Here is a 25,391-nt window from a genome sequence, read left to right as displayed (position 1 = left end):
TTCGTCCCACATTATCGAACAGCAGAAGCTTGGTGAAAGGATTAAGATTCACTATAACCTTTCCAATCCTTACGCCACCAACTAAGGTACAGTCTATTCGGCTGTATCCTTTCTTTCAAGTCTTACTACAGCCTCCACATGGGATGAGTGCTGACGGTAGAATAAACTATGATGTGGCTGTTTTCACCTTTTTAACAAGAAGGAGGTAGTCAAAAACAAATATAATTAACCATTACATTTTTTCCAAAAAATAGATGTGCTATTGTAATTTTATACAATGATAACGAGGAGAGATCTGCGATTGGATAAAAACTTAAGTATAGCAAAGAAAGCATTAAGTAACTACTCCATAACATGTAAATCGATTGATTTCATTGCACAAAGCGGAAATACGATCTACAAAATCACTGACCTGGATAACAACAGTTATAGCCTCCGATTGCATATATCCAAAGGTGACGCTCTTGAAAGTTTTTGGAGTAAGCAGGAAGTGCTCCACTCCGAAATGGTCTGGCTTCACGCCTTAGCCTTAGATACAGATTTAACCCTGCCTTCACCTTACAAGAATACCCGCGGAGAATTCATTACGAACGTAAATAATACAAACTGCACTTTACTACAATGGGTGGAAGGTGAGCAGAAACCTTTTATCCTTACAATAGATGACGCTAAATATATAGGTGAAATGACCGGTAAATTACATAGGCAAGCCTCTAACTGGCAAATCCCAAGTTTATTTGAACGTCCTGCCTTTGATAGTTCCCGTATATTACAATCACTGGGCAAGCTTAAGGAGCGGGCTAATGCAGGTCTGCTTAATACAAGTGATACCGAACTTCTTCAGATTGCAGGTGGGCAGGTAATTACAATGATGAACTCTATTGAGAGAACGTCCGGTAATTGGGGAATGATTCATGCCGATTTGATTCCAAGTAATATTGTGTTTCATGAAAAAGAGGCGCGGCCCATCGATTTTGGCGCTTGCGGGTTTGGTTACTATTTGGTTGATCTGGGCTGGACGTTCTCATATATACATCCTTCATTCAGAGAACAGTTACTGAAATCATATTCTAAGTATCATTCATTACCGGATAACTATATTGAGCTATTGGAAGGTTTTTTCGTTGCAGCACAGCTTGAGACCATGAATTTCTGGCTGGGTCTGCCCGACTCGCAGGAGTGGTTACCAGACCATATCAGTAAATTAGCCAGTAGAGAAATTAATGCCTATGTAAACAATGAATCGTTTCTCTTCACAGGTGTTCCGTATTGGGAATAACAATTTATACCGTCATAAGCAAGAGAAGAAAGGTATATCCTTAAAGGCGTATCCTCGTATAACATTCTCTTTATCATTAGTAGGAGTTGTTGAGATGAACTACAGAATGGAGCATACACCGGATGAAACATTCGAGCAAATCGCCGATGGGCAATATTTGAAATACCCGGCCCCTCTGCCTGCAGCAATGGCAGAGATATGGAGACGGATTTTACCGATTGGTTTCCAGCATCCGGTAATAAACACGCAGAAGCACCAGAAGTGGAGTGGTACTCAAACGGTGACCAGAGCTCGTCTGACTATAAAAGCGAAATATGGATCCCCGTTATTAAGAAATAATGTTCTTTCTTGAATACCAAAGTTGAAATGTTCTCAAACGAAAGCATTAGCATACACAATATCTTTCAACCCTGATGTCAAAAAGGAGCCTAACCGGCTCCTTTTTGACATCAGTTTTTTTGAGTCATCCACGCTACCGACTCCACATGTGCGGGTTTCGTAATTTATTTATTTATTTATTTTGCCGTTTGATTGATAAAATCAACTTCTTACTGCCGCTCACCGTATTTTTTTCATTGTCAGTAATATAGGAGTGTTGTTCGATCATGTGTTCAGTTAAAATCAAGGCCGCATTGCCCTGTGTATCAAGAATGCGCCAATGATACCCGCCAAATGGTAAGATGAGCCGATATTAAAGTCCCTCATTCTCTTTCTCCTAGTCCCCTTACTTTTTATTCGAATCAGGGCGCCGCGGATTGACCGTGCCAAAGATATGATATGGTGTTATCCCATTTGCAAATAGGCTATCTACCAACTTGACCAATTCTTCCGACGATAGATCTTTGCCGTTGCGTATCCAAAGGCGAAACATAGATATTAATGTTGATATGTAAAACTCAATTATGTATGGTGCTAAAACATCATTTGTTGGAAAGTCCACAATCAATCTCTCAAAGGGAATTTCTCTTTTCAGGCGTTCAACAAAATGAACAGAACCATAGTCGCCCAAGAGGGCTTTAAGAACTGAAATTTCCTCTGCATTTTCCAAGCATTGAAGTGCATCTTGGAAAGTATGTGTAGAAAACTCTCTGCTTGCCATTTCCTCGTTAATGGATTTAAAGACACGCTCTTCAACGCAGTCCAACAACTCATAGATATCCGTAAAGTATTGATAAAATGTACTGCGATTATATCCTGATTGGTTAGCAATCTCTTGAATGGATATTTTTTCAATTGGTTTTTGGCTATATAAATCACAGAATACATTTATAAATGTTTGCCTAGTTTTGTCAGTAATTTCAGGTTGCTTATTCATTATTTGCCTCCATTTTCTGTTCAATCGATTATACAACAGATATTAAAAATCTGATGGTTGATGACCGTATAGTGAATCTATACAATAACATTATACAACACGTTGTTTGATCATCAACAAGGATTAATATATATTTTCAGGAGGCTAATATGAGAATTTTATTCTTCGGTAGAGGTGTAATATCGACCCAATATGCTTGGGCTTTTGAAAAGGCAGGGCATACAGTTGAGTTTTATGTTAGAAAAGGGAGAAAAGAAACCTTCGGAAGCAACATAGAGCTTGAAATGTGGGACGCACGAAGAGGGAAACAGTTAATAAAAGAAAGCTGGAACGTCAAACTGCATGAGGAGATGAGCCCAAATTATGATCTCATTATTGTGAGTGTCAACACGGAACAACTTCCAGAAGCAGCACAATTACTATCGACTGCTGCTGGAAACACCCCTGTCCTAATATTCAATAACGTTTGGCAAGATTTGAAATCATCGATCTCACCATTGTCTATGAACAATGTTGTCTTTGGGTTCCCAGGAGGAGGCGGCGGCATCGCGGACAATAGGCTTAGAGGTGGCTTTTTAAAAATGCTATTTCTGGAAAAACCACGGGTAGGCACTGAACATATTAACAACAAGGTCAAAGAACTATTTGAAAGTGCCCATTTTAAAATTAGTTGGATAAAGGATATGCAAAACTGGCTATGGAATCACTTTGCCATGAATGCGGCTATAGAGACCGAGGTGTTAAAACTGGGAAGTTTTCCAGCACTCATGAATCATAGTGACTCATTTGCAAATGTTGGTAAGAATATGAGGGGAATTATCCCTGTACTTAAAGCAAGAGGTGCAAAGATTGATACGATTTCTCTACTGTTAACTAAGATTCCACCGGCACTTCTCGGCACGCTTTTTAACAAGGTTATTTTTGCAAAGGGCAGCTTACCACGACTTTTCATCGAATACAACAATAGTAAAGCAGGTTTTGCGGTACTTGAAGTTGTGAGAGAAGCAAAAAAGTTAGGTATACCTTTACCACGTCTTACTTTGGCATTTGAAAACACTGAACAACACAAAGCTATTGAAAATTTCATATCATGAAAATTTCCAGGATTCTCTGTCATCATGCGGATAATTTTGGCCTTAGATTCTATTTTGTTCCAATCCTTTCCTTCATTGAGCTTAGCTTTTGATTATCGTGGTAAGCACCCGCCCGTATCACAGCGTTAATACCATAAAGATTTTATACTCTTTCTATGGGGTTGGTGCCAGAAGGACCAAATCGGCGTTTTTGCCGATATCCACGGTCCCCATATCATTCATCCGGTCCAGAAATCCAGCCCCGTTCAGGGTTTCATCTGAAGAACATGAAGCGGCGGGATACCGGCCTTCTCCAACTCGTCTTCGATATCTTAATTTATTTGTAGAATCCGATTGTTCTTCTAAAGCGTAAGCCAAAATTAGTGATACATTAGGACTCATTCAGGTAAATGTGGCTCCAAATCACTACTCCCTCACCAACAACACACAGCATTCCACATGCACCGTATGCGGGAACATATCCACCGGAGTTACCTCCACTGTTCTGTACCCGCCATCCTCCAGCACCCGCAAATCCCTCGCCAGTGTCGATGGATTACAAGACACATACACCACCCGCTCCGGCTTCATCGCCAGAATCGTATCCAACAGGCGCGGGTCGCAGCCCTTCCGCGGCGGATCAACGACGATGACGTCCGGCGTGACACCTTGCTCTTTCCAGTTCGGGATCACGTCCTCGGAGGCACCTACCTCGAACACTACGTTGTTCATATTGTTAAGCCGTGCGTTCGCACGCGCGTCCTCAATAGCTTCAGGCACAATCTCTACGCCGTACACCTTAGACGCGTGCTGCGCCAGAAACAACGAGATTGTCCCGATGCCGCAATAGGCATCAATTACAGTCTCCTTGCCTGTCAGACCGGCATATTCTACGGTTTTACTGTACAGCACCTCAGTCTGCGCCGGATTCACCTGATAGAACGAACGGGCGGAGATGGCGAACTGCACATCGCCGATGTAATCGTAGATGACGTCGGTGCCCCATAAGACACGGGTCTCATCTCCGAAAATGACATTTGTCTTCTGCGTATTGATGTTCTGGCAGATGCTTGCCACAGCCGGCAGCTGTTCGCGGATGCTGCCGAGCCAGGCGTCCAGATGCGGGATGTCACGGCCGTTCGTGACCAGTACCAGCATCATCTGCCCGGTGCGGAAGGCTTTCTTCACAACGACGTGGCGCAGCAGGCCGCGTCCGGTCTCTTCGTTGTAGGCGGAGATGCCCAGCTCTCTGCCTATGCGTTTCACTGCGGCAACGACGTCGTCGTTATGCTCATGCTGGATCAGACAGGTCTCCATGTCTACGATCCGGTGGCTGCCGCGGGCATAGAACCCGCCGACAAGGCCGCCTTCGGTGACGCCGATCGGCACCTGGGCCTTGTTGCGGTAACGCCAAGGCTCGTCCATGCCCAGGGTAGGCCGGACGATTATGCCGTCAGCTTGGGCCCCCACAGCACTTGCATTTGCATTTGCGTTTACACTTGCACTCGCAACGCCATCGCCCTGGCCCTCAGTCGCCCCGCTTTCTGCCCCGGCAGTCAGGTCCGCCGGTTCAACGGCTTCCTTTGCACCAGCGCTCCCAGCACCTGCGCCTCTGCCCTGCGCACCCGCCACCTGCAGCTTCCCGATCCGCTGCAGGTTGTCCACCACCAGCTGGCGTTTCCACGCCAGCTGTGCAGTATAGTCCATATGCTGCAGCTGACAGCCGCCGCATTGGTCATAAATGGCGCAGGGCGGCGCGATGCGGTCGCTGCTGGCCTGCACGAGCTCCAGAAGCTTGGCGTAGCCATACTGCTTCTTCGTCTTAAGCACCTTCGCCCGGACCTTCTCACCGGGAAGGGCGCCCTGCACAAATAGGGTAAAGCCTTCTACGCGGCCTACCCCTTCGCCTTCATGGGTCATGCCGATAATATCGAGCATAACCTCGTCATTCTTATTCACTGGCAGTCCGGCGACAGGCGCCGTGCCTTCCCGACGGCTTGCGCTGCGTCCACTGCGGTGTTTACTCATATCTATAGGTTCACTTCTTTCATTATCTTCGCTTTTGCAATAAAAGTGCAGGCTAGCCTTACAGCCACCTGCACTTCCTTTCATCTAACTGTCTCAAGGCTTCTGCGCAAAAATCCGCAAATGCTGCGGCAGGATCTGGAATTTACCTGGCAAAGTGCCGCCGAGTTCACCATCCAGATTGAGCTGGACATATCCCGGGGAAGTGACTTCCATGGCATCAGTACGGAAATAAACGACCTTCTTATCCTGCAAATGCTCGCCACGTATTGCCAAAGTCACGAGACGGATGAACTCTGCAAGGTTGCATTTCTTAACAGCAATGACGTCGAACAGTCCATCGTCAATGCTTGCATCCGGGGCAAGCTTCTCAAAGCCGCCTACCGAATTGGTGTTGGCGATCAGGAACAGCATGAATTCGTCATGAATCAGCTCCTGGCCATTGGCACGGATGTAAAGCTCCTGCGGAGAGAGACTGGCCATTTTCTCAATACCCTTCAGGTAATAAGCAAGCTGGCCCATCATCGTCTTAAGTCTGCTTGGAACCTCGTATGTCAGCTCGGTCAGGCTGCCGCCGCCGGCTATATTAATGAAGTATCGGTCATTGGCTTTGCCTAGGTCAATCAGGCGCGACTCCTGGCGAAGAATCAGATCACAGGAATCCTCCCAGTTCTTCGGAATACCCATAGCCCGGGCAAAATCATTGGTTGTACCCAGCGGCAGTACACCAAGCGGGGGAAGATTCGGTCTCTCCGCCATACCGTTGATTACCTCATTTAATGTGCCGTCACCGCCGGCCGCTATGATCAGATCATAAGTTCCGCGTTCGACCGCATCAATTGTGGCTGCCGTAGCATCGCCCTCACCGGTTGTTGCATGACATGAGGTTTCGATGCCGCCAATATCCAGCCGGTCCAAAATGTCGGCGAGCCGCTTTTTCATTTCTTCCCGTCCAGAAGTGGGATTATAAATCAGTCTCGCAGTTTTCATTACCGGAACGCCACCTGTTTTTATAATAGATAACCTTACTGATTATACCCAATTCTGCACCCCACAAGCAATGCCAGAGCCTAGTAATGTATATATTTTACTTATTGCGATGACATCAAATTAGCAGCAGCAGCAGAAAAGTATAAATATATGTATGCGGCAGCCACCGAAAAAAACACAATGGAAACGCGATCTTTTCAAAGTTGGGAGCTTCACCGGACCTTAGTCAGCTTGCGCCCGCAGCTTCACCAGCATCGTATTTACCTGCTCTTCAATCCAGTGCGGCAGCAGCGGATGAGGCAGCAGTGTCCGTCCCGAATAAGCATACTTTAATCCCTGAAGTCTCTCCGGAATGACTACCTTGGTGAAATAGCCTTCACTTAAAAAGAGCGGAGCCACCAGTACATCATAACCCTGCTCCTGCCAATATTCCGTCCGGCTTCTAACACTGTCCGGGTTCAGCAGGCCGTAATCGGCCGCCGCCACTCCGCTCACTGTGCGCACACGTTCCGCCAGGGAGGAAATGCCCTGCTCCCAGCGCTGGCGGAAGCCGTCATGTTTGCTGCCGTGTCCCACGAGCAGAATCGTCTCCCGCTGCGGATTAGCGGACAGCTCACGGACCTTGTCCCAGATCATGACCGCAATATCCGGATCATCATCGACGGGGTAGCCGAAATGGATACGCGCATTAACCGCAAAACGTTCAAGATCCGTTTCACGTTCAGGGGCAGCTTTGGCGCCGAGCGCATACTCTATTTCATCAATATGCGTACTTCCCGAAGACACAAACAAGGGGATCACAATAATATCTGTGACCCCTGCATGTTCCAATTCATTTATACCATCCTGTATCAGACAGCCCTCTACCAGCTCCAAAAAAGAAACCGCCACAGGCAGCTCCTTCTCCAGTGATAAATGGCCGACGGCTTCTTCAACAATAGAAACCCATGTCTTGTCCCGTGAGCCGTGACTAATAATGAGTACGCCCGGATTCATCAATTATCGTCCCAGACGTTCCAGTGTAAGCTTATACCCGTCATTGCCGTAATTCAGGCAGCGTTTCACACGTGAAATGGTCGCCGTACTTGCGCCAGTCTCTGCTTCAATCTGATTATAAGTAGAGCCTTTGCCCAGCATCCGCGCAACTTCCAGACGCTGTGAGAGCGATTGGATTTCGTTTACTGTGCAAAGATCATCAAAGAAAACATAACATTCTTCCATATTTTTCAATGTTAAAATAGCCTCAAATAATTGGTCAATACTTTTATCGTTTAGCTTCTTAAGCTGCATCGTAGATCATCCCCTAAAAGTTTGGTCAGCATTAGCATCATTGAATAAGCATCGTACAAAACTGACATTAAATACATAATTTAATATGACATCTTGCCTCTACTATATTGTACTGGAGCAGTTTTTTCAAGCATTAACGGTTTCACGCTGTAAAGAACGAAAATCATGGACAAACGTCCACCCCAGACGCACACAATTTATGTATTCGACAGTCTTCCTTCAAAATCCTTAGAGGATTACCGCCATAATTATAGTACTACATAAGCACCGAAAATCAAGCATAGACACGGTTTCTTCACTTCCCGTCCCTCCTTGTAGGCATTCGCCCTTTTCCGCTACTATCCCGGTAACCCGGGCATTCGTCTATACCTTATGTTCGCCCATGACATACAGTATAGCAAACCACTAACGAAGGAATGTGATGTTATGCCTCATCATTACTATAATCATTCCCGCCGGGATGGGCGTTCGCTGGCCGGGCCGTACACGTCTTCCCCCTATCCCGGTATCACTTCATATGCGCCGCCTGTTCCTGTGGAAACCGGATTGCTTCCTGCCCTTGGAGCGGAAGCTGCCGAAACAGCGCTTGCCCTGCCTGCCGCAGAAGCCGCCGCCCCCAAAGCAGGCGGATTGCTGGGCAATCTCGGCGGACTCGGCAATCTCGCGAATATGGAGCAGATCAAAGGTATCGTCGACCGGCTGGGCGGAATTGACGGCATCGTAAACTCCATGGGCAAGGTGCAGAAGGTGATGCAGGGTTTTCAGCAGATGGCCCCTATGGTTAAGCTCGTAATGGGAAGCTTCGGAAAAGGCAAAAAAAGCGGGGCAGGTGCGCTCGCAGCGGAAGAGGATGCCGCTCTGTATAGCCCCAAACGGCGTAAAAAAAGACGCCCCGTGACGCAGCGACGCCATTCCTCACCCAAGAAGAACCGTAAAAAAACGGCTCCCGCCTCCAGTAAACGCCGCCGCACTTAGGCGGTGGCGTTTACGCTTTCCTTTACTTAAACCAGCCGCTCCGCCGGAACCATCTGAACATCCCCACTCCGAGTACCAGCATGAGCAGCAGCACCAAGGGGTAACCGTAGGTCCAGTTGAGCTCCGGCATTACCTGGAAGTTCATCCCGTATATCCCGGCAATCAGGGTCAGCGGCATGAATACGGTAGTGATTACCGTGAGGGTCTTCATGATGGAATTCATCCGGTTGGAGTTAAGCGAAATATAGCTGTCGCGCAGATCAGCGGTCATTTCCCGGTCCACCTCGATCATATCGGTCAGCTTCAACAGATGATCATAGATATCGCCAAAATAAATCCGTTCCTCTCCATTGCTCTGCACATGCTGCGAATTGACGATCCGGTACATCAGGTCCCGCATCGGCACAATCGTCCGGCGCAGCTTAAGCAGCCGTCCGCGCACATTGAAGACCTGGCTCATAAGCTCTTCCACTGACTCGCTGCCGCCGCTGCTTTCCAGATCGGCCAGTTCATCTTCAAGGCTGTACAGGCTAGGAAAATACTTATCGACCAGCTTGTCCATTACGGTGTAAGCTGCCGCAATTGGACCGCCCGACCAACCCTTGCGGCTGTGAATCTCCGATTGCACCGAAGCCCAGGCCTCATCCATCTCCGACTTCTCCTGATGGTGATAGGATACGAGAAAGTTTTTGCTCAGAAACAGGTCGACCTCTTCCGCCGCCAGCGTGCGCTCATTGAGCGCATGCAGTACAAAAAACTGCACATCCTCGTAATAATCCAGCTTCGGCCGCTGCAAGATATGCATACAATCCTCAATGGCCAAGGGATGAAAATGAAAATAGGTGTCCAGCAGCAGGGACTCCGCCGCCGTAGGCATAGCAAAATCCGCCCAAATCCAGGCATAATCAGCGATCACTATATTTTGCAGTGCCAGCCCAGTCAGCACTTCACCCTGATGTGTTATTACTAATGTACGTATCATAATGAATCCTCCGTTTGTTCCTACTTACGCCTTGCAGCAACTTCATGTTACCATTGTACCGCATGAAGCATCTCCACCCCAAATATTGGTGTGAAGCCTACCTCACTTACATATCCGCGAAAAAAATAACCGCCAGCCTGCTGTACAGCAGTTCCGGAGGTCCTATTATCCCTACATCTATAGTTGCACCTTAGCGGCCCATGCCGTCCAGCAGTTCCAGATGCAGCACTTGCAGAAATTTCTTGATGTTCACCTTAACCTTGCCGGAATCCCGGCCCTGCTCGATCTCCCTCATCTTCAGCCGCACCTCCTCAAAATCAAAATAAAGCGGCGCGTAATATTCGAACTTGGGGTTCCCGTAATCCGTCAGTCCAATGGAGGCCAGATTCGTCAGTCCGGCAGACAACGCGCGGCGCAATCGCTGTTCAATTGCTTTAACCTCTTTCGCTGCTTCGGCGGGAACGGTTTTATAGCTGGCTGCAGCCATTTCGTAGAGTTCCTTAAGCGGTGGCAGGCTTCCGCGGTTACTGTGCGTTGCGGCCAGCTCCATCATCGTGATAATATCGCGGCTTCCGCTTTCCGACACCATGCCCATATTCATCAAAATCGGCTGAATGATCTCCCGTACGGAACGTTTGCTGACCTGCACCGGCGGCAGTCCGAGCTGCAGTCCCTCCAGCTTGCCAAGGCTAGATTTGATCTCATCCAGATAGCGGCTAATCGCATAACGCTCGTTCACCTTATACAGCACGGCCTCCACTTCGATCTTATTGATCGGTTTACGGATGAAGAACTCGATTCCGCTGCGGTAAGCGCGGCCTACCATGTCACTGTTTTCAATCTGCGAGATCATCACGAATTTGGAGCGGCAGCCTTGGGCTTGCAGCGAGATGATCGTCTCGATCCCATCCTGATCCGGCATGAGCAGATCCATGAGCACAATGTCCGGACATTCACTTAAGATCAGCCGCACCCCGTCCTGCCCGCATTCCGCCGTACCCGCCACTTCGCCAAGCCCGCTATCCTCAATGATATGCTGCAGCATTCTTCTGGCGGCCGCATCGTCATCCACTATACAGAAAGAAAGCGGCATCCTTTATTCCTCCTTCCGCAGCTTTGCCGTCGGCAAAATAATCTGAAACATCGCCCCTCCGGTATGGGAGGCCTTATGAACCGTAATCTCGCCCTCAAATGCATCAACAATATCCCGCACATGCGAAAGTCCGATTCCCGTAGCAGCAATGCCCTCTTCATCAAATTTCGTTGTGAACCCGGGCTCGAACAGCAGCTCACGATCACGTTCCATAATTCCGCCGCCGCTGTCAGTTACGGTGAGGATCGTAGACCCGGCTTTCTCATAGATATCTAGGGATACGCTACCTCTTCCTTTTATAACCTCAACCGCATTGGCGGTGAGATTGTTCAGCAGGGTAAGCAGTGGAATGTAGCTTGCGGTGGTATAATCGGAGTCCTGGGAAATATGGGTACTGAAACTGATACTCTTACCCAGCATTTCGGCGTATTTGGCATTGCTCTTCACGGTAAAACTCAGGATGCCGGATAGACGCATGTCCCCGGTAACCTCGCGCTCCACCAGCTTCACCAGACCGGCCAGAATCCGCTGGGTATCCTTCTTCACCTCATGAATCTGCTGGGTAATATCCAGCACCTGGCGGCTGTATAACTGATGCTCCTCACCGGCCTTAAGATTCCGATATAGGTCATAACTGCTCAAGGTAACACTCTCCAGTGTTCCGATCGACTTTTTCAGATAAAACACTTCACCGTAGAGGCCCGAACCGAATCCGAGCATTTGCTCAATCCTCTGCTTCTGTTCTCTTTGCGCGATTCGCAGCTGGCTGACGGAAATGCTGCTGTACACTCCGGTCGTAAAATACGTGCGAATGACAGCAATAACCATCAGATAAGTCCATTCATTCAGCCGGAAAGAGGACGAGTCCAGCACAAGCAGCCGGGTCAGCAGTTCCATTTCATTCGATACCAGATCAATAAGCGACGCAACACCGCCGAGCACAAGCGGATGGAAGGTATCCAGCCGGCTCTTAAGCAAATGCATCAATATTGCGAAGACGATATAATAGACCATTGCCGAGAAATGGCTGGTTACACTCTGCACAAAGCTCAGCTCAGCGCCTCCCGCAGCATCCAATCCGGTACGAAACAGCAGCACCACAATGCCTGTGGCAATACCTGTACTAATGTAAGGCAGCCGCCTCATTAAAAGCAAAAACAGCAGAAACGCACTGCTGCCCATTGCAATCCGGAAGATGTCGCCATCAAACGGATTTATTTTGAATTCACCGGCCAGTGCCGTCCCGGCGGCTACTATGATAATCTGCGCATATTTGGATTTCAGTATGAAATGTCCCATCGCCCACTGCTCCTGCCAAAGATGTTGACATTTATACTACCATAACCGCCCCTGCTTTCCTACGCTAAAGTACACGATTCCTGTCCGTCAGACCACTTTATTCTCCAATCTTCGCGAGAGGATCGACAGCAGGAAATTGACTACAAAATAAATCAGTGCTACGAGCAGCAACGTAGGAATTGCATAGCTGTAACCGTGCCCGATGACAATCCCGGCGTTATGCATCAGCTCCGGCAAAGAGATCACAACTGCGAGCGAGGTATCTTTTAGCAGTGAGATGAATTGGCTTACCAGAGGCGGAACCATGCGCCGCAATCCTTGAGGCAGCACTATATGCCACAAGGTCTGGAAGTTGCTGAGACCGGAGGAGCGCGCCGCTTCAATTTGCCCCTTGTCAATCGAGGTTAATCCGCCGCGCACAATTTCTGCAATCATTGCAGCTTCAAATATCGTTAATGCGGCAATAGCTGCCGTGATCAATCCCAGCTTAATCCCCACCTCCGGCAGCGCAAAGCGGATGAAGAAAATAATCAGCAGCAGCGGCAGATTACGGATCAGCTCCACCAGTATGAACATTACCGGCGACAATACCGGTATTTCCGAATAACGGATCACTCCCATAATACAGCCAATGACAAAGCTCAGGATGATCGATACAAAAGCTACGATGAGCGTAATATACAGCCCATCCAGCAGAAACTTTAAATTATCAATGGAGTATGCGCCGGTAAAATCCAAAATAGTAACCCTCCTTAGGTGCTTTGCATGGGAAGTGTTGAAATGTTGATATACGGACGGATGATTGTCCGTAGGGTTTGGAGCAGGGAACGTGATGCGGTAGCTGGCTGGAGGCTGGGGCTATGCTGGATACATGGATTCTAAAGATGCGGGCTTGGTTCGAGCCGGTGACGGGTAACTGCGGTGAATGTTTGGACCTCCGGCCGCTGTTATGTTTGGATTTCCTGATTTGAACCGCTGGCTGCGGTAGAAATCCAAACATAAAGGCGGACGCTAACGCTCCTCCAGTTCCAAAATTCCCCTCCGTTACTTTCACCTTCTCTATGGCCTGCTTATCTTCATCATTATTTATCCGGTATAGCAGCTTAGGCTTCCAGGCGGGCGCTATCGCTTCCGCCCCCTCAGCGCCAAACCCTCTCTCCATTCATTCCTGCTGATCAACTGGAATTCAAAGCTTCGCCAAGCAAAGCTAAGATCGCGAGCCATTGATCGAAGACCTGTTGTCCCGGCCTTCTCTCATCCTTACGAACCTTAAACTTTAAACCGCAAACCTTACAGCCGCTTCACGGACTGTAAAACCTTAACCCTAAACCGCAAACCTTACAGCCGCTTCGCGGACTGTTAATAACTAACATCCTATTCTAGTAATTGCGCTGCAGACGGCGCTCCCATACCCGCACGCCATAGCTGAGCGGAAGAGTCAATACGAGATAGAACAGCGCTACGAAGATGTAGGTATCGAATGTGCGGTATGTTTCAGTTGAGATGCTATCCGCAAAATACATCAAATCAAGACCGGCGACGATGGTCAGCACCGAGGAGTTCTTAATCAGGTTAATAAACTGGTTGCCAAGCGGCGGGATGACCAGCTTAATCGCCTGCGGGAGAATGACATGCAGCATAGTCTGTATGTAGCTGAGTCCGGACGAACGTGCGGCCTCCATTTGTCCTTTGGGAACAGCCATGATTCCGGCGCGGATCGCCTCGGCGATAAACGCTGAGGTATACACGGCCAGGCCGATGGTTCCTGCCTTGAAGCCATCAAGTGTGAATCCCAGTGCAGAAGGACCGTAATAGAAAATATACACCACGAGCAATAGCGGGATATTACGGATAAACTCGACGTAGCCCGTTCCGAACCAGCGCAGCCCCTTCACCGATGTAATGCGGAAGACGGCGATTACTGTCCCCACCAGAAAGCTGCCGAGGAGAGCGAGTACGCTGGAGAGTAAAGTGCCCTTGAAGCCCTCCATATACTGGCCGAAATAATCGGTTAATATCGTAAAATCCATGGATCTCACCTACCCTTGCCTAAAGATACCTGCTCACTTGCCCCGTTCGTCATCCATTTGATCTTACAAGCAGAAACGGCAGAGCCGCCCTTTAAAGGACGGCTACCGTTCATGCAAGGACCAAGGGTGAATGTAGAGCATGATGTTAATAATGCCCTGGCCAGTCTTATCTTGTCGGAGCTTTACCGATCCACTTCGTATAGATGGCAGCATAGTCACCGCTTGCTTTCAGTCCGTCCAAGGTATCATTAATGGCTTGAACTACATCGGTGTTGCCCTTCTGTACAGCAATGCCGTAAGGTTCGTCGGTGAACGGTTCGCCTACAACCTCGAAGCCCGGGTCCTGCGAAGCCATGCCATACAGGATAGCATCATCTGTTGTTAGCGCGTCCCCTTGACCGGCCTTTAGGGCACTGAACGCATCCTGGTAGTTATCAAATTCCAGTACAGTTACACCCGGAACCTTCTCTTTAATGTTTTTGATCGAGGTTGCACCCTTGGAGCCGAGTATCTTGGTATCCTTCGTTACATCCTCAAGACCAGTGATCGCACTGCCCTTCTTTACTAGCAGCGATTGTCCGGCTTGGAAATAAACGTCGGAGAAGTCAACCTCCTTCTTGCGCTCTTCGGTGATGGTCATGGTAGCGACAACCATATCGATCTCACCATTGTTCAGCATTGGAATCCGTGTCTTGGAGGTTACTTCCTTCAGTTCAATTGCGTTCTCGTCACCGAGGATATGCTTGGCTATGGCTTTGGAAATGTCGATGTCGAAGCCCTCCACGTTGCCCGATCCCGGATCTTTCAGTCCGAAGAGTCTCGTATCGTATTTCACACCTACCAGCAGCTTGCCGCGTTCCTTAATCTTGGCAATGGCTTTGGAATCCGTAGCTCCCCCTGCAGCATTGCTGCCGCCGGCCGCATTATTACTGCTCGCATTATTACTGCCCGCATTGTTGTTGCCACAGCCGGCAATTACGAATAAGGCAGCGATCATCAGCACACTTAACCGTTTGAAGCTTTTGGACATTTTCATTTCTCTTCCTCCCCTTATGGCTGTCTATTTGGTTAATGACTTAATACACGGCTGAGAAATGTGCGTGTCCGCTCTTCCTGCGGGCTGGCGAAGAACTGCTCCGGCTCCGCTTCCTCTACGATTTGTCCCTGATCCATGAAAATAACCCGGTCCGCAACCTCGCGGGCAAACCCCATCTCATGGGTGACCACAACCATCGTCATGCCTTCACGGGCCAGCGTCCGCATCACGTCCAGCACCTCACCAACCATTTCCGGATCCAGCGCGGATGTTGGTTCGTCAAAAAGCATTATTTTCGGCTTCATCGCCAGTCCCCGGGCAATCGCCACGCGTTGCTGCTGGCCGCCTGACAACTGGGACGGATAAGCCAGAGCTTTATCGGCAATCCCTACCTTTTCCAGGTAATACATCGCTGTCTTCTCCGCTTCCGCCTTGGAAAGCCCCAGCACCTTGATCGGTGCCAGTGTAATATTGTCGATCACCTTTTTATGCGGATACAGGTTGAAATGCTGAAACACCATTCCAATTTCTTTGCGCAGCTTATTGATATCCGTCTTGCGTTCATTTACAGTTATCCCGTCCACGGTCAATCCGCCGCTCGTAATCGTCTCCAGCCGGTTAATGCAGCGCAGCATTGTGCTTTTACCGGAGCCGGAAGGACCGACCACGACAACCACTTCCCCTTCCTGAACATGCAGGTCGATTGCTTTCAGTACATGAAAATGTCCGTAATGTTTGTCTACTTGATGAAAGTCGATCAACGACAGGCCTCCTTTGCCACGTTTTTTAAGTTCTTGAACAATCTTCGAACCGTTCTCTGTCAGCTATGGTAACACTTAAAACACACCTTACTTCAAAGACTACGAAATCCTACATAATACTACGCGAATCACAAATTTTTCATGTCATTTTCTTTTTTAAACGTGATATATTTCCTTTTCTTTTACCTCTGATTAATGTATTTTATCGGGATCGCGTTACTTTTTGTGACATTCCTCTCTTGAAATATAAAAAGACACCTTTCGGTGTCTCCGCTCTGATCCTATTCCATTCATCTAACAAGACAACAAAAAAAGATGTCCGCAGCCATCCGTGGCTTCCGTGACATCTTCATACCCGTGCTCTAGAAGAAAATTGTGAAGATCACTCCCGCCAGCACTGCACTGATCGGAATTGTAATAAACCAGGTGACGATAATCCGTCCGGCAACTCCCCACTTCACAGCGGAGAAGCGTTTGGCAGAGCCTACACCAAGAATAGAGGATGTAATGGCATGCGTTGAACTTACCGGCAAATGCATCAGCGTGGCCGAGAAAATAACAGAAGCTGCGGATATATCCGCTGCAAAGCCGTTAATCGGCTCGATTTTGAAAATTTTGGTTCCCATCGTTTTAATGATCTTCCAGCCGCCAATCGACGTTCCGAGTGCCATTGATGTGGCTGCAGCAATCTTAACCCACAGCGGAACTTCCATAGTCTCCAAACGTCCTGAGGTCACGAGCGCAAAGGTGATAATCCCCATCGCCTTCTGGGCATCATTCGTGCCGTGCGTGAAGGATTGCAGCGCCGCTGTAATGATCTGCATCGAGCGGAAGCCTTTATTCACCGTGTGCGGACTGCGTTTGGCGAAGATCCATTTCAGTATCGTCATAACAATATAACCAATGACAAAGGCAATGAGCGGGGAGAAAATCAAACCTTCCACAATCTCAACAAAACCGCTCCATTTGATGTGGTCCGTACCGGCCCCTACATATACAGCACCTGCCAATGCCCCGATAAGTGCATGTGAAGAAGAAGAAGGAATCCCCAGCCACCAGGTAACCAGATTCCAGATAATCGCGGCTATCAGGGTAGCTATAACAATATCAATCCCGTTATCTAGCAAGGTAGGGTCGGTAATGCTGCCGCCGATCTTCTTGGCTACTCCTGTAAACATCAGAGCCCCTACAAAGTTCATCGACGCCGCCATAATGATAGCGGTACGCGGCTTTAGCGCACGTGTGGAGACGGAGGTGGCGATTGCGTTGGCTGTATCATGGAAGCCATTGATGAAATCGAACGCAAGCGCGAGAAATATAACAAAACCTAGCATAAATAATGATGTTTCCATATTTCAGAGCCCCTTATGAGTTACGCATGATGATCGATTCCAGCATGTTGGCTACGTCTTCACATTTATCCGTGGTCGTCTCCAACCGCTCATACAGTTCTTTGCGCTTGATCAGCTCAATCGGGTCTTTTACGGTCTCGAATAAGGCTTTGGTGCAAATGCGAAGCACTTCATCCCCTTGATTCTCCAGATCATTCAGGCGAATGGTATACTCACGAATCGCCAGGAGTTTCTTCTGGGACAGCAAATGAACGGCTTTTTGGATTTCATAGGCAGATTGGCGCAGAATTTCCGCGAATTGAACGATATATTCATCAGGGTCCAGCAGGTTATACATATAGAAACGCGAGGCCGAAGCTTCCAGGCCGTCAATGACATCGTCCATACTGGTAATTAAGTCCATAATGTCGTCGCGTTCCAGCGGCGTGATGAACGTCTTGTTCAACTCTTTAATGACGGTGTGCGTGTAAGTATCGCATTGGGATTCGTACTTCTTCATCACCGCAGCGAAGTTTTCGACATTCTCCTGGAGAGTTGTAATATTCTGAGCGAAGTAGTCTGCAGCCTGGACAATGGTGTCAGCCATATTTTCCAGCGTCTCAAAGAAAATGTCCTTCTTTTTAAACTTCATTAGTTTAAACCCCTTTACATAAAATTGCCGTGAAAACTTGAAGCCACTCATATGTAAACAGCATGAAAATGAATGACAACCCTTGTTATCTTATCATATCAATAGAAGGGATAGAAGTAAAAAGAACGAACTTTTTTACACTATATTAACAATTCCCAGTAATAACAGAAATAATTCTCTGAACAGCCATTTTTCAGGTTTGGAATCACGTTGTACTTGGAACCGCTGTATAGTTCACATGGCTGCTGAAGGCTGGCGCATTAGGGACGATCAGAATATGTGTGACGCCTGGATACATCAGCGCTTCTGTCCCGTCACTCTTCACAAACCGGATCACATCGTCCGGCTTGCGTGACCATTTGCCTTTGATCACCTGCCCGCGCTGAAACAGCAGCGCTTCGCCGCCCAGCTCCACATCAATCTGCAGTCTGCCGACATCATCCAGCACCTTATGGTCCGATCCTATCACCATGACATTCGCCGCTTCCACAGGACTGGCATTATTCAGATCCAAATGCGGCTTCCCGTTCACCCAGCGCAGGTAGGTCCGCGTCTCGGGATTATATTTATAACCTACGTTATAACTCGTCAGCAGAAAGTTAACATTCAACTCCACAGCAGCCTCACCTTCAGTCGGCAAGAAATCCGGATCAGTGAAGGGATACCCGGGAACCTGCGCTTTCTCGGCATACCCCAGCTTTCCGGCACCCTCCCGCAGCTTGGCTGCATTGCTGTAGAGGTTATGCGGAGCTTTGCGCTCCTTGTCCCGCCAGAAATAGGCACCGGCCCGGCCGATCTCATCCATATCCTCCTTCTTCTGACCTTGAAGAATCGCATAAGCAGCAGGACTGCCGCCGGCATGTACCGTGACCGCCCCATAACTCTCACCGATATCGATCAGATAAGGGCGGATACTGCGGATAGGTCCGATTTTGACGACTCCGGTATGACTCTGGAAGATCCCGATCAGCCGGGTAATTCCGCCTTCGGCCAACACTTCGTACAGCATGTCCGCTTCGCTGATACCGGACTGCGGCCGGGCAGCGGGTGCATTATTGATCATTACAGCCAAGGGCCTCAGCAGCTCCCCTTGCACCGGAAGCCCGGTCAATCCGGACAACTGCCCGGTGTTAGCCGGGTCGGTTGTCGGCGACGGCTCTATGGAAGCTGTTGGCACCGGAGACAGTGTAGGCGACGGGGACGGGGCAGGCAGATTCTCCGCGCTTGGTGTTCCGCAGGCGGAGAGCAGTAGTGCAGTAAGCATAAGACCGGATATGAGACGGGAAGAATAGCGGTTCATGGTCATAAACTTGTTGTTCCTCCTAAAAGTTTTGTGAGCTTTACTTCTTTGAAATCACTTCGTACAAAACCCGCTTCGCGTTTCCTCCATTTAATCATAGGCTAGCAGATTTGTCTTGCACACTGCCTTCTTCACCTGCAAAATAAAAAGGATACAGCCCGTTACCAGCTGTATCCTATGTTTATTGTATGAATTTGCCCTAGTCTACCATCCAGCAGTTCAGACTGAGCGTTCCGTATTGATACGCCTGAATCATCAGTTGTGCCCGCTTGCCTTCATCTGCGGTGCCCATAATATAGAAGAGCGGAACAAAATGTTCCCTTCCATAAGACGGAACCGCTTCGCGCACATGCGGTGCCTGCTTCTCGTACGCGAACAAAGACGGCAGATCCCATGCCGCAAGTCCCTTGGCAACCCACTCATCGAAATCGAGCGCCCATTGCTCGGGTGTGTCATCCTGCTTGAGCAGCCGCAGATTGTGGACTAATCCTCCGCTTCCGATCAGCAGTATTCCCTCATCACGCAGCGGAGCCAGCATGCGCCCGATAGTATACTGCTCCTCGGGAGAGCGCAAAGAATCGACAGATAAAGCCACTACCGGAATATCGGCCTGCGGGAACATCTTCTTCAGGATCACCCATACGCCATGATCAAGGCCGCGCCCCAGAACAGGCTGATGGGCGAGATTATTCTCCTTGAAGAGCTCGGAAATACGGTTGCTGAGTACGGGATCACCCGGGGCAGGATAGGTCAGCGAATACATTTCTTCCGGAAATCCATAGAAATCGTGCTGCGTCTCATGCTGTGCGTCCACGGTAATTAGCTGCTCAGGGCTATCCCAATGCGCGGAGAAAACTACAATACCGCGGAGCTTCCCCAGATCCTGACCAAGCCGCTCCAGGAAACGGGTGTACTCATTATCCTCCAGAGCGAGGAGCGGAGAACCGTGCGCAATAAAAAATGCCGGTAATTTCATAGGGTGCCAACCTCCATAACCCAGTATATGGTGTGCCCCTTTATTTTACCGCTAAATCACAGTTATTGCTAATGCTACATATCACCTATATCATCCAGTTCTGCCATTCCTGCTGCAGATGCTCCTGCTGGTTCATCCACTCCCGGGTCCGTTTCAGCACCTGCTCCTGCGCCGGGCCTGAGGAAAAGGTATGGTCTCCCTGAAAAATGATCTCCTTGTCGCAGCGTCCCTCCGGCCGGGTCCAAAACAGCTTCTGATAAAGGAAGGCGTAATCAACCGGAATGACATCGTCGGAGGTTCCATGAATAACGAGCACATCTCCACTGAACTTGCCGGCCTCCTGAAAAGGCTGGAAAGCAGCCAGCGAGTTGAAATATACCGGAGTAAACGTATATCCGGCGTAATCGGACGACCCGCCCTTCACCGACCGGTCATAAGCTTCCCTTCCTACAATCTTTACGATATCATTGAACGGATAGCCGACGGCAGACCACAGGACCAGATTCTTCACCCTCCGGTCGCGGACTCCGGTCAAGAGAGCTACGGCACCGCCTAGACTGTGTCCGATAAGCGTAACGCGCTGCGGATCCACATCTGCAGAACCGATCCCGTAATCAAGCACAGCCCGGGTCTGGGCAATCATGGATTCCATATCCTCGCTGCCGTAATTCCCGGTGCTCTCTCCGCATCCCGCATAATCAAAGCGGATCACCATATATCCGTCCTGCGCCAATTCACGGGCAGCCTTGACAAAGATCCGGTCAACGCCGATCCGGCTGCCTACAAAACCATGGCAAATAACCGCCAGAGGCACACGGTCCTTGCAGCGGCCGCTGCTCCCCTTTTCACGCGATGGATAATGTATGCTTGCTGTGAGCTCCTCCTGGTTATGCCGGATAATAATGTTCCGTTCCATGGCCTTATCCTCCTCTAAAAGTAAAGCTATTCCAAAGTATAATAATTCCGATTAACTTAGTGTGATTTGTATCTTTATTATACGGTTTACGTTATTATTGTCAACAAGAAGCCAGCGGAAATCATTAATGATCGAAAAGGCCCCTTCCGCTCCCAAAGGAACAAAAGAGGCCCTGCCCGCAAAACTCACTCAATCGTAGCTGTCGTAAAACATATCATGGGTTTCCCTTCTGCCTTCCCAATCCTCCAGGCCGTTATCCTGGTCCTGCCCCGCTGCGTCCCACAGGCTGAAGCCGTCGGAATTGCCCCAATCGCCCACTTCATTAGCCTGCGCAGGCGCGAAGCCGTCACCCATGAATTTGCCTGATTCTTCTTTTTTCTCATGCGCCATAACGCTGCCCGCCTTCCTATAAGCTGTATTTGGTGAAGCAACTTCAAACTTCATTATCAGTGTTCACTCTTCCAAAAGGATTATTCACGGGACAGGCAAAATGGATGTCCTTGCACACAACAGCCGCCCAACCGTATACTCTAGGTTATAGGCGATCCCGATCAAGACTACTGGAGGTTTACATCCATACTATGAAAGTCAAAGCTATGATTAAACAAAATAACGTTCTGCGCGAGCAGATGACACCCTCTAACCGCTCTTATATGGAGGATATGATTCTGGAGCTGCGGAGCAGCCGGGTAGAAGCTGTCCGCGCGGAGGAACTGCTGCTGGAAGCAGCAAACCTTATGCTGCGGGAACAGAGTAAAGGCAAAGATGCCAAGCAAATATTCGGAGAGCATCCGGGAGATTATTTCCGGGAGATCATAGACAGCATTCCTGAACGCCCTGTGCGCAGCCAGTGGAACTATTATTTGATGATATCCTGGGCATCTCTGACGAGTCTGTTCGCTGTACTCGCGATTGCCGGGCTCATCCTGTTATGGATCACCGGGTCAGCAGGCATATTCAGCCAGATCAGCCTGTTTACGATTCTCCTCGTAGGCGCAGGGTCCGTGGTTATCATTGAACTGCTTATGAAATGGCTGTCTTCCCTGTCCGAAAGCGATGCACCCAAACCTAAACCCTTTGATCTTAAAGGGCTGGGCGTCTATGTCGTTATCGTCATCATCGCCGTATTTGCCGGGACATTCCTCGAAAAATTGTTTCCGGTCATCTCCATCTCCCCCTGGGTGAGCCTGATTCTGTGTATGGGCGGAGGGCTTGGACTAAAACTTATATTCTTCAGATCATAGATTTCTTATTCTACTTCCGACCAAACAGGAGGAACTTCCATGAAGAAGCACATCATACTAACCGCGGTTATTGCTGCAGCACTGGGAATCCAGCCGGGCTTCGCTGCACCCGTGCAGGCGGAAGGCTCTGCCGCCGCATCTGCCGGAGCCTCCAAATCGGTGGTAACTGAAGCCGCCAAGAAGCAACATGCCGAGGCGGTCTATAAAACGACCTTGTCGCTGCTGAAATCTTCCAGCACGCTTCATCAGGGGATAAGCTACCTGAACAGCAATATTTACTCGGTCACCCCCTACCAGGCGGCATTAATGACCCTGAGGCTGGAGAATCTGCAAAAATCGCTGCTGCAATCCTGGGAGAGCAAATTCAGCAGCAACGAAATCCAGCGTAAACTCGCCTCCATCTACAAAGAGGGCAGCAGCATGGCCAAGCTTGCCGAGAGTACGGAGGATGCTGCCTTGCGCAGCCTGCTGAAGAGCGCCGGAGAGAGCGGCTACAAGCTGGAGAATGCGGAAGGGACTTTTTTTCCAATCATCGATTATTCAACCTACCGCAGATATAAAATGTATGTTACGGATGACATCCGCGATTATATTACGATTATGGCCATCGAATCGGAGCTGCCTTCATCCAAGGACAACGGCCTTGTGATTTCCTGGACCGATGTTGTTGCCCGGGCGCTGTCCCAGGAAGAGTTCACCCTGTCCTACCCCAAATCGAACCGGATCGCGGCAGTTAAGACGCTGTATTCCATGTATGTTGGCGATACTTTCTATGGCCAGAACAATACGCCGCTCTTCCACTATGACAATCTGGAGATGGATCTGGAAGCCCAGAAAGCCTATAGCAGCATACTGGCCAAACACAACGGCAGCAGTCAATTTCTCCAGAAGCTGGATGGCCTTATGAAGCTGTTGAAGGAGAATGGCTATAAGCTTGATGAAGGTGTCCAGCAGTATCTGAAGACAGAAGTCCCCCTCTCCTGAGCTATGCAAAAATGCCCGCCCCCTGCTGTTTCGGGGGCGGGCATTTTCTATAGATAACCGGTATACCGTGTTTCCCTGCTTAAATCAGCATATTAAACAGATTGGGATCCTTGTTGATCTCGGTATAATCAAGACCCTTCTGCTGCATCCGTTCGATCAGCGGAGCGTAGTCATCTGTGTTCAGAAGCTCGATGCCGACCAGCGCCGGGCCGTTCTCTTTGTCATTCTTCTTCGTATACTCGAACCGTGTAATATCATCGTTAGGCCCAAGCACCTCGGCCAGGAACTCACGCAATGCACCGGCCCGCTGCGGAAAGTTGACCATAAAGTAATGCTTCAGACCTTCATAAATCAATGACCGTTCTTTAATTTCCTGCATCCGGTCAATGTCATTATTGCCGCCGCTCACGATGCAGACCACCGTCTTGCCGCGGATTTGATCACGGTACTGATCAAGTGCAGCCATGGGCAGTGAGCCTGCCGGTTCAACGACAATAGCATTTTCGTTGTACAGCTCCAGAATCGTCGTGCATGCCTTGCCCTCCGGCACCTTAATAACGTCATCCAGATGCCGGGAGCAGATATCATAGGTAAGTCCGCCGACACGCTTCACGGCTGCGCCGTCCACAAACTTATTGATTTCTTCAAGGGTCACTACAGCCCCGTTGTTCATGGCTTCACTCATGGAAGCCGCACCAGTCGGCTCTACACCAATCACCTTGGTATTCGGGCTTACAGTCTTCACGTAGGTGGCTACACCCGCAGCCAGACCGCCCCCGCCAATGGTAACGAACATGAAGTCCGCCGGCTTGTCCAGACTTTCCATAATCTCCATGGCAACCGTCCCGTTGCCGGCGATAATACGTGGTTCATCGAAGGGATGGATCAGTGTCATCCCGTGATCAATACAAGCCTGCAAGGCTTCGTCATACGCATCATCGAAGGTATCCCCCTTTAGGATAACCTCAACATATTCACCGCCGAACTTCCGGACCTGTTTGATCTTCTGGTTGGGGGTGGTGGTTGGCATATAGATCTTGCCCTTAATGCCTAGTGCTTTGCAGGAATACGCCACGCCCTGCGCATGGTTTCCCGCGCTGGCACAGACGATTCCCTTGCTTCTATCCTCCGCAGACAAGCTGCGAATCATATTGTACGCGCCGCGAATCTTGAAAGAACGGACAATCTGCAAGTCCTCACGTTTCAAATACACATTGCAGCCGTATTTGGCCGACAACACCGCATCCAACTGCAGCGGTGTACGGACGATAACCTCCCGCAGCACATGGTGTGCCCGCACAATATCTTCCATTCCTACGATCCGGTTTTCGCCTTCTCTCATCAATTCCTCGCCTCACTGTCTCTATCTAATCTATTTGCTTCTTGTAACATACTCTTCCAAGGACATTTTATCAAGCATTGTCCTCTGTGGGCAACACATGAATACCTAGGTTCTTGTTGTTGTCCTTAATCGGGTTAAGTGTACGGATTTCACTATAGCCGTTTGTCGTCTTAAGTGTAGAACCTTAAGCTCAGGCGGCTGCCCGTTCTTGATCTTCTCTTCCTTATTTTTTCTTAGTTCCACAGGACTCCCCGCCTTCCATAAAATAGGGCCGACAATACTCTCTCTATGAATGTTCCCTTGTTTTCGACCTATTTCTAAAAATCCCTTTGTCCCTTTAACGTTTTACTACAGTTGTGAAAAAACTGTGTACATGTCACCGTATTTTCACAAAACAGCATAATAAAAACCACATTTTTATGTAAAAATGCGTAATTCGACCCTATTTATGCTGATATCATGGATATAATTGGTTTTCATGTCAGGATTTATATCAGT

General features: G+C 49.0%; 26 protein-coding genes. 6 read left to right on the top strand and 20 right to left on the bottom strand.

All coding sequences use genetic code 11. The features are described 5' to 3' along the window. The first annotated feature begins 301 nt into the window (after positions 1-301). Both AC3WT9_RS28120 and AC3WT9_RS28115 read left to right on the top strand, forming a co-directional pair. Positions 302-1,279 carry a phosphotransferase enzyme family protein gene (locus tag AC3WT9_RS28120; protein ID WP_492408336.1) on the top strand — a complete coding sequence of 326 codons (978 nt, stop codon included), beginning with the start codon at positions 302-304 and terminating at the stop codon, positions 1,277-1,279. Positions 1,280-1,373: 94 nt separating this feature from the next. Next, on the top strand, positions 1,374-1,631 hold the full coding sequence (locus AC3WT9_RS28115) for a hypothetical protein (protein ID WP_492408334.1): 258 nt from the start codon (positions 1,374-1,376) through the stop codon (positions 1,629-1,631). A 372-nt stretch (positions 1,632-2,003) separates the two neighbouring features. On the opposite strand, the gene AC3WT9_RS28110 is transcribed toward AC3WT9_RS28115, so the two are convergent. Continuing rightward, positions 2,004-2,594: a TetR/AcrR family transcriptional regulator gene (locus tag AC3WT9_RS28110; protein ID WP_038585744.1), complete on the bottom strand. Its 591-nt coding sequence runs from the start codon at positions 2,592-2,594 to the stop codon at positions 2,004-2,006. Between the two features lie 149 nt (positions 2,595-2,743). On the opposite strand from AC3WT9_RS28110, the gene AC3WT9_RS28105 reads away from it, so the two are divergent. Then, a complete protein-coding gene (locus AC3WT9_RS28105; protein WP_341377244.1) occupies positions 2,744-3,688 on the top strand; it encodes a ketopantoate reductase family protein in 945 nt (314 codons plus the stop codon). Between the two features lie 153 nt (positions 3,689-3,841). Here the strand turns inward: AC3WT9_RS28105 and AC3WT9_RS28100 are convergent, their stop codons facing one another. From AC3WT9_RS28100 to AC3WT9_RS28080, 5 genes are all read right to left on the bottom strand, one after another. Then, on the bottom strand, positions 3,842-4,069 hold the full coding sequence (locus AC3WT9_RS28100) for a hypothetical protein (protein ID WP_492408332.1): 228 nt from the start codon (positions 4,067-4,069) through the stop codon (positions 3,842-3,844). Between the two features lie 24 nt (positions 4,070-4,093). Further along, the gene (gene rlmD, locus AC3WT9_RS28095; protein ID WP_341089708.1) at positions 4,094-5,695 is read right to left on the bottom strand and encodes a 23S rRNA (uracil(1939)-C(5))-methyltransferase RlmD; all 1,602 of its coding nucleotides are present in this window, start codon (positions 5,693-5,695) and stop codon (positions 4,094-4,096) included. 93 nt (positions 5,696-5,788) lie between these two features. Further along, complete coding sequence (locus AC3WT9_RS28090; RefSeq protein WP_038585736.1) at positions 5,789-6,682, bottom strand: diacylglycerol kinase; 894 nt, start codon at positions 6,680-6,682, stop codon at positions 5,789-5,791. Positions 6,683-6,904: 222 nt separating this feature from the next. Beyond that, entirely contained in the window at positions 6,905-7,681 is a 777-nt protein-coding gene (locus tag AC3WT9_RS28085) for a sirohydrochlorin chelatase (protein WP_341377243.1), read from the bottom strand. Further along, positions 7,682-7,972, bottom strand: coding sequence for a YerC/YecD family TrpR-related protein (locus tag AC3WT9_RS28080; protein WP_019913624.1), 291 nt, complete (start codon positions 7,970-7,972; stop codon positions 7,682-7,684). A 426-nt stretch (positions 7,973-8,398) separates the two neighbouring features. On the opposite strand from AC3WT9_RS28080, the gene AC3WT9_RS28075 reads away from it, so the two are divergent. Then, complete coding sequence (locus tag AC3WT9_RS28075; protein WP_341377242.1) at positions 8,399-8,947, top strand: tyrosine protein kinase; 549 nt, start codon at positions 8,399-8,401, stop codon at positions 8,945-8,947. A gap of 22 nt (positions 8,948-8,969) precedes the next feature. Here AC3WT9_RS28075 and corA read toward each other — a convergent pair whose 3' ends face one another. From corA to AC3WT9_RS28010, 13 genes are all read right to left on the bottom strand, one after another. Next, positions 8,970-9,929 carry a magnesium/cobalt transporter CorA gene (corA, locus tag AC3WT9_RS28070; RefSeq protein WP_341089705.1) on the bottom strand — a complete coding sequence of 320 codons (960 nt, stop codon included), beginning with the start codon at positions 9,927-9,929 and terminating at the stop codon, positions 8,970-8,972. Between the two features lie 190 nt (positions 9,930-10,119). Beyond that, positions 10,120-11,022, bottom strand: a complete 903-nt coding sequence (locus AC3WT9_RS28065) for a response regulator (protein WP_341089704.1) — start codon at positions 11,020-11,022, stop codon at positions 10,120-10,122. A 3-nt stretch (positions 11,023-11,025) separates the two neighbouring features. Continuing rightward, the gene (locus tag AC3WT9_RS28060; protein WP_341377241.1) at positions 11,026-12,321 is read right to left on the bottom strand and encodes an ATP-binding protein; all 1,296 of its coding nucleotides are present in this window, start codon (positions 12,319-12,321) and stop codon (positions 11,026-11,028) included. An 87-nt stretch (positions 12,322-12,408) separates the two neighbouring features. Then, complete coding sequence (locus AC3WT9_RS28055) at positions 12,409-13,059, bottom strand: amino acid ABC transporter permease (protein ID WP_341089702.1); 651 nt, start codon at positions 13,057-13,059, stop codon at positions 12,409-12,411. Positions 13,060-13,700: 641 nt separating this feature from the next. Beyond that, on the bottom strand, positions 13,701-14,351 hold the full coding sequence (locus AC3WT9_RS28050; RefSeq protein ID WP_038585717.1) for an amino acid ABC transporter permease: 651 nt from the start codon (positions 14,349-14,351) through the stop codon (positions 13,701-13,703). Between the two features lie 166 nt (positions 14,352-14,517). Further along, positions 14,518-15,387, bottom strand: coding sequence for a glutamate ABC transporter substrate-binding protein (locus AC3WT9_RS28045; protein ID WP_341089699.1), 870 nt, complete (start codon positions 15,385-15,387; stop codon positions 14,518-14,520). A gap of 32 nt (positions 15,388-15,419) precedes the next feature. After that, complete coding sequence (locus tag AC3WT9_RS28040; RefSeq protein WP_038585714.1) at positions 15,420-16,148, bottom strand: amino acid ABC transporter ATP-binding protein; 729 nt, start codon at positions 16,146-16,148, stop codon at positions 15,420-15,422. A 362-nt stretch (positions 16,149-16,510) separates the two neighbouring features. After that, positions 16,511-17,500, bottom strand: a complete 990-nt coding sequence (locus AC3WT9_RS28035; protein WP_038585711.1) for an inorganic phosphate transporter — start codon at positions 17,498-17,500, stop codon at positions 16,511-16,513. 13 nt (positions 17,501-17,513) lie between these two features. After that, the gene (locus AC3WT9_RS28030) at positions 17,514-18,131 is read right to left on the bottom strand and encodes a DUF47 domain-containing protein (RefSeq protein ID WP_038585709.1); all 618 of its coding nucleotides are present in this window, start codon (positions 18,129-18,131) and stop codon (positions 17,514-17,516) included. Positions 18,132-18,336: 205 nt separating this feature from the next. Continuing rightward, positions 18,337-19,437, bottom strand: coding sequence for a DUF3048 domain-containing protein (locus AC3WT9_RS28025; protein ID WP_341089698.1), 1,101 nt, complete (start codon positions 19,435-19,437; stop codon positions 18,337-18,339). A gap of 193 nt (positions 19,438-19,630) precedes the next feature. After that, positions 19,631-20,407: a DODA-type extradiol aromatic ring-opening family dioxygenase gene (locus AC3WT9_RS28020; RefSeq protein ID WP_341377239.1), complete on the bottom strand. Its 777-nt coding sequence runs from the start codon at positions 20,405-20,407 to the stop codon at positions 19,631-19,633. Positions 20,408-20,492: 85 nt separating this feature from the next. Next, positions 20,493-21,323: an alpha/beta hydrolase family protein gene (locus AC3WT9_RS28015; RefSeq protein WP_341089696.1), complete on the bottom strand. Its 831-nt coding sequence runs from the start codon at positions 21,321-21,323 to the stop codon at positions 20,493-20,495. A gap of 189 nt (positions 21,324-21,512) precedes the next feature. After that, a complete protein-coding gene (locus tag AC3WT9_RS28010; protein WP_341089694.1) occupies positions 21,513-21,713 on the bottom strand; it encodes a hypothetical protein in 201 nt (66 codons plus the stop codon). Positions 21,714-21,904: 191 nt separating this feature from the next. Here AC3WT9_RS28010 and AC3WT9_RS28005 point away from each other — a divergent pair, with 191 nt between their 5' ends. Continuing rightward, on the top strand, positions 21,905-22,567 hold the full coding sequence (locus tag AC3WT9_RS28005) for a DUF1129 family protein (RefSeq protein ID WP_341089692.1): 663 nt from the start codon (positions 21,905-21,907) through the stop codon (positions 22,565-22,567). 39 nt (positions 22,568-22,606) lie between these two features. Then, positions 22,607-23,551, top strand: coding sequence for a hypothetical protein (locus AC3WT9_RS28000; protein ID WP_341089691.1), 945 nt, complete (start codon positions 22,607-22,609; stop codon positions 23,549-23,551). Positions 23,552-23,630: 79 nt separating this feature from the next. Here AC3WT9_RS28000 and ilvA read toward each other — a convergent pair whose 3' ends face one another. Further along, positions 23,631-24,893, bottom strand: coding sequence for a threonine ammonia-lyase IlvA (ilvA, locus tag AC3WT9_RS27995; RefSeq protein WP_341089689.1), 1,263 nt, complete (start codon positions 24,891-24,893; stop codon positions 23,631-23,633). Positions 24,894-25,391: the final 498 nt, after the last annotated feature.

The organism is Paenibacillus sp. EB106-06-01-XG199, assembly GCF_058791575.1.
Note: the sequence above shows the minus strand (reverse complement) of the source record. Positions and strands in the feature narration are given on the sequence as shown.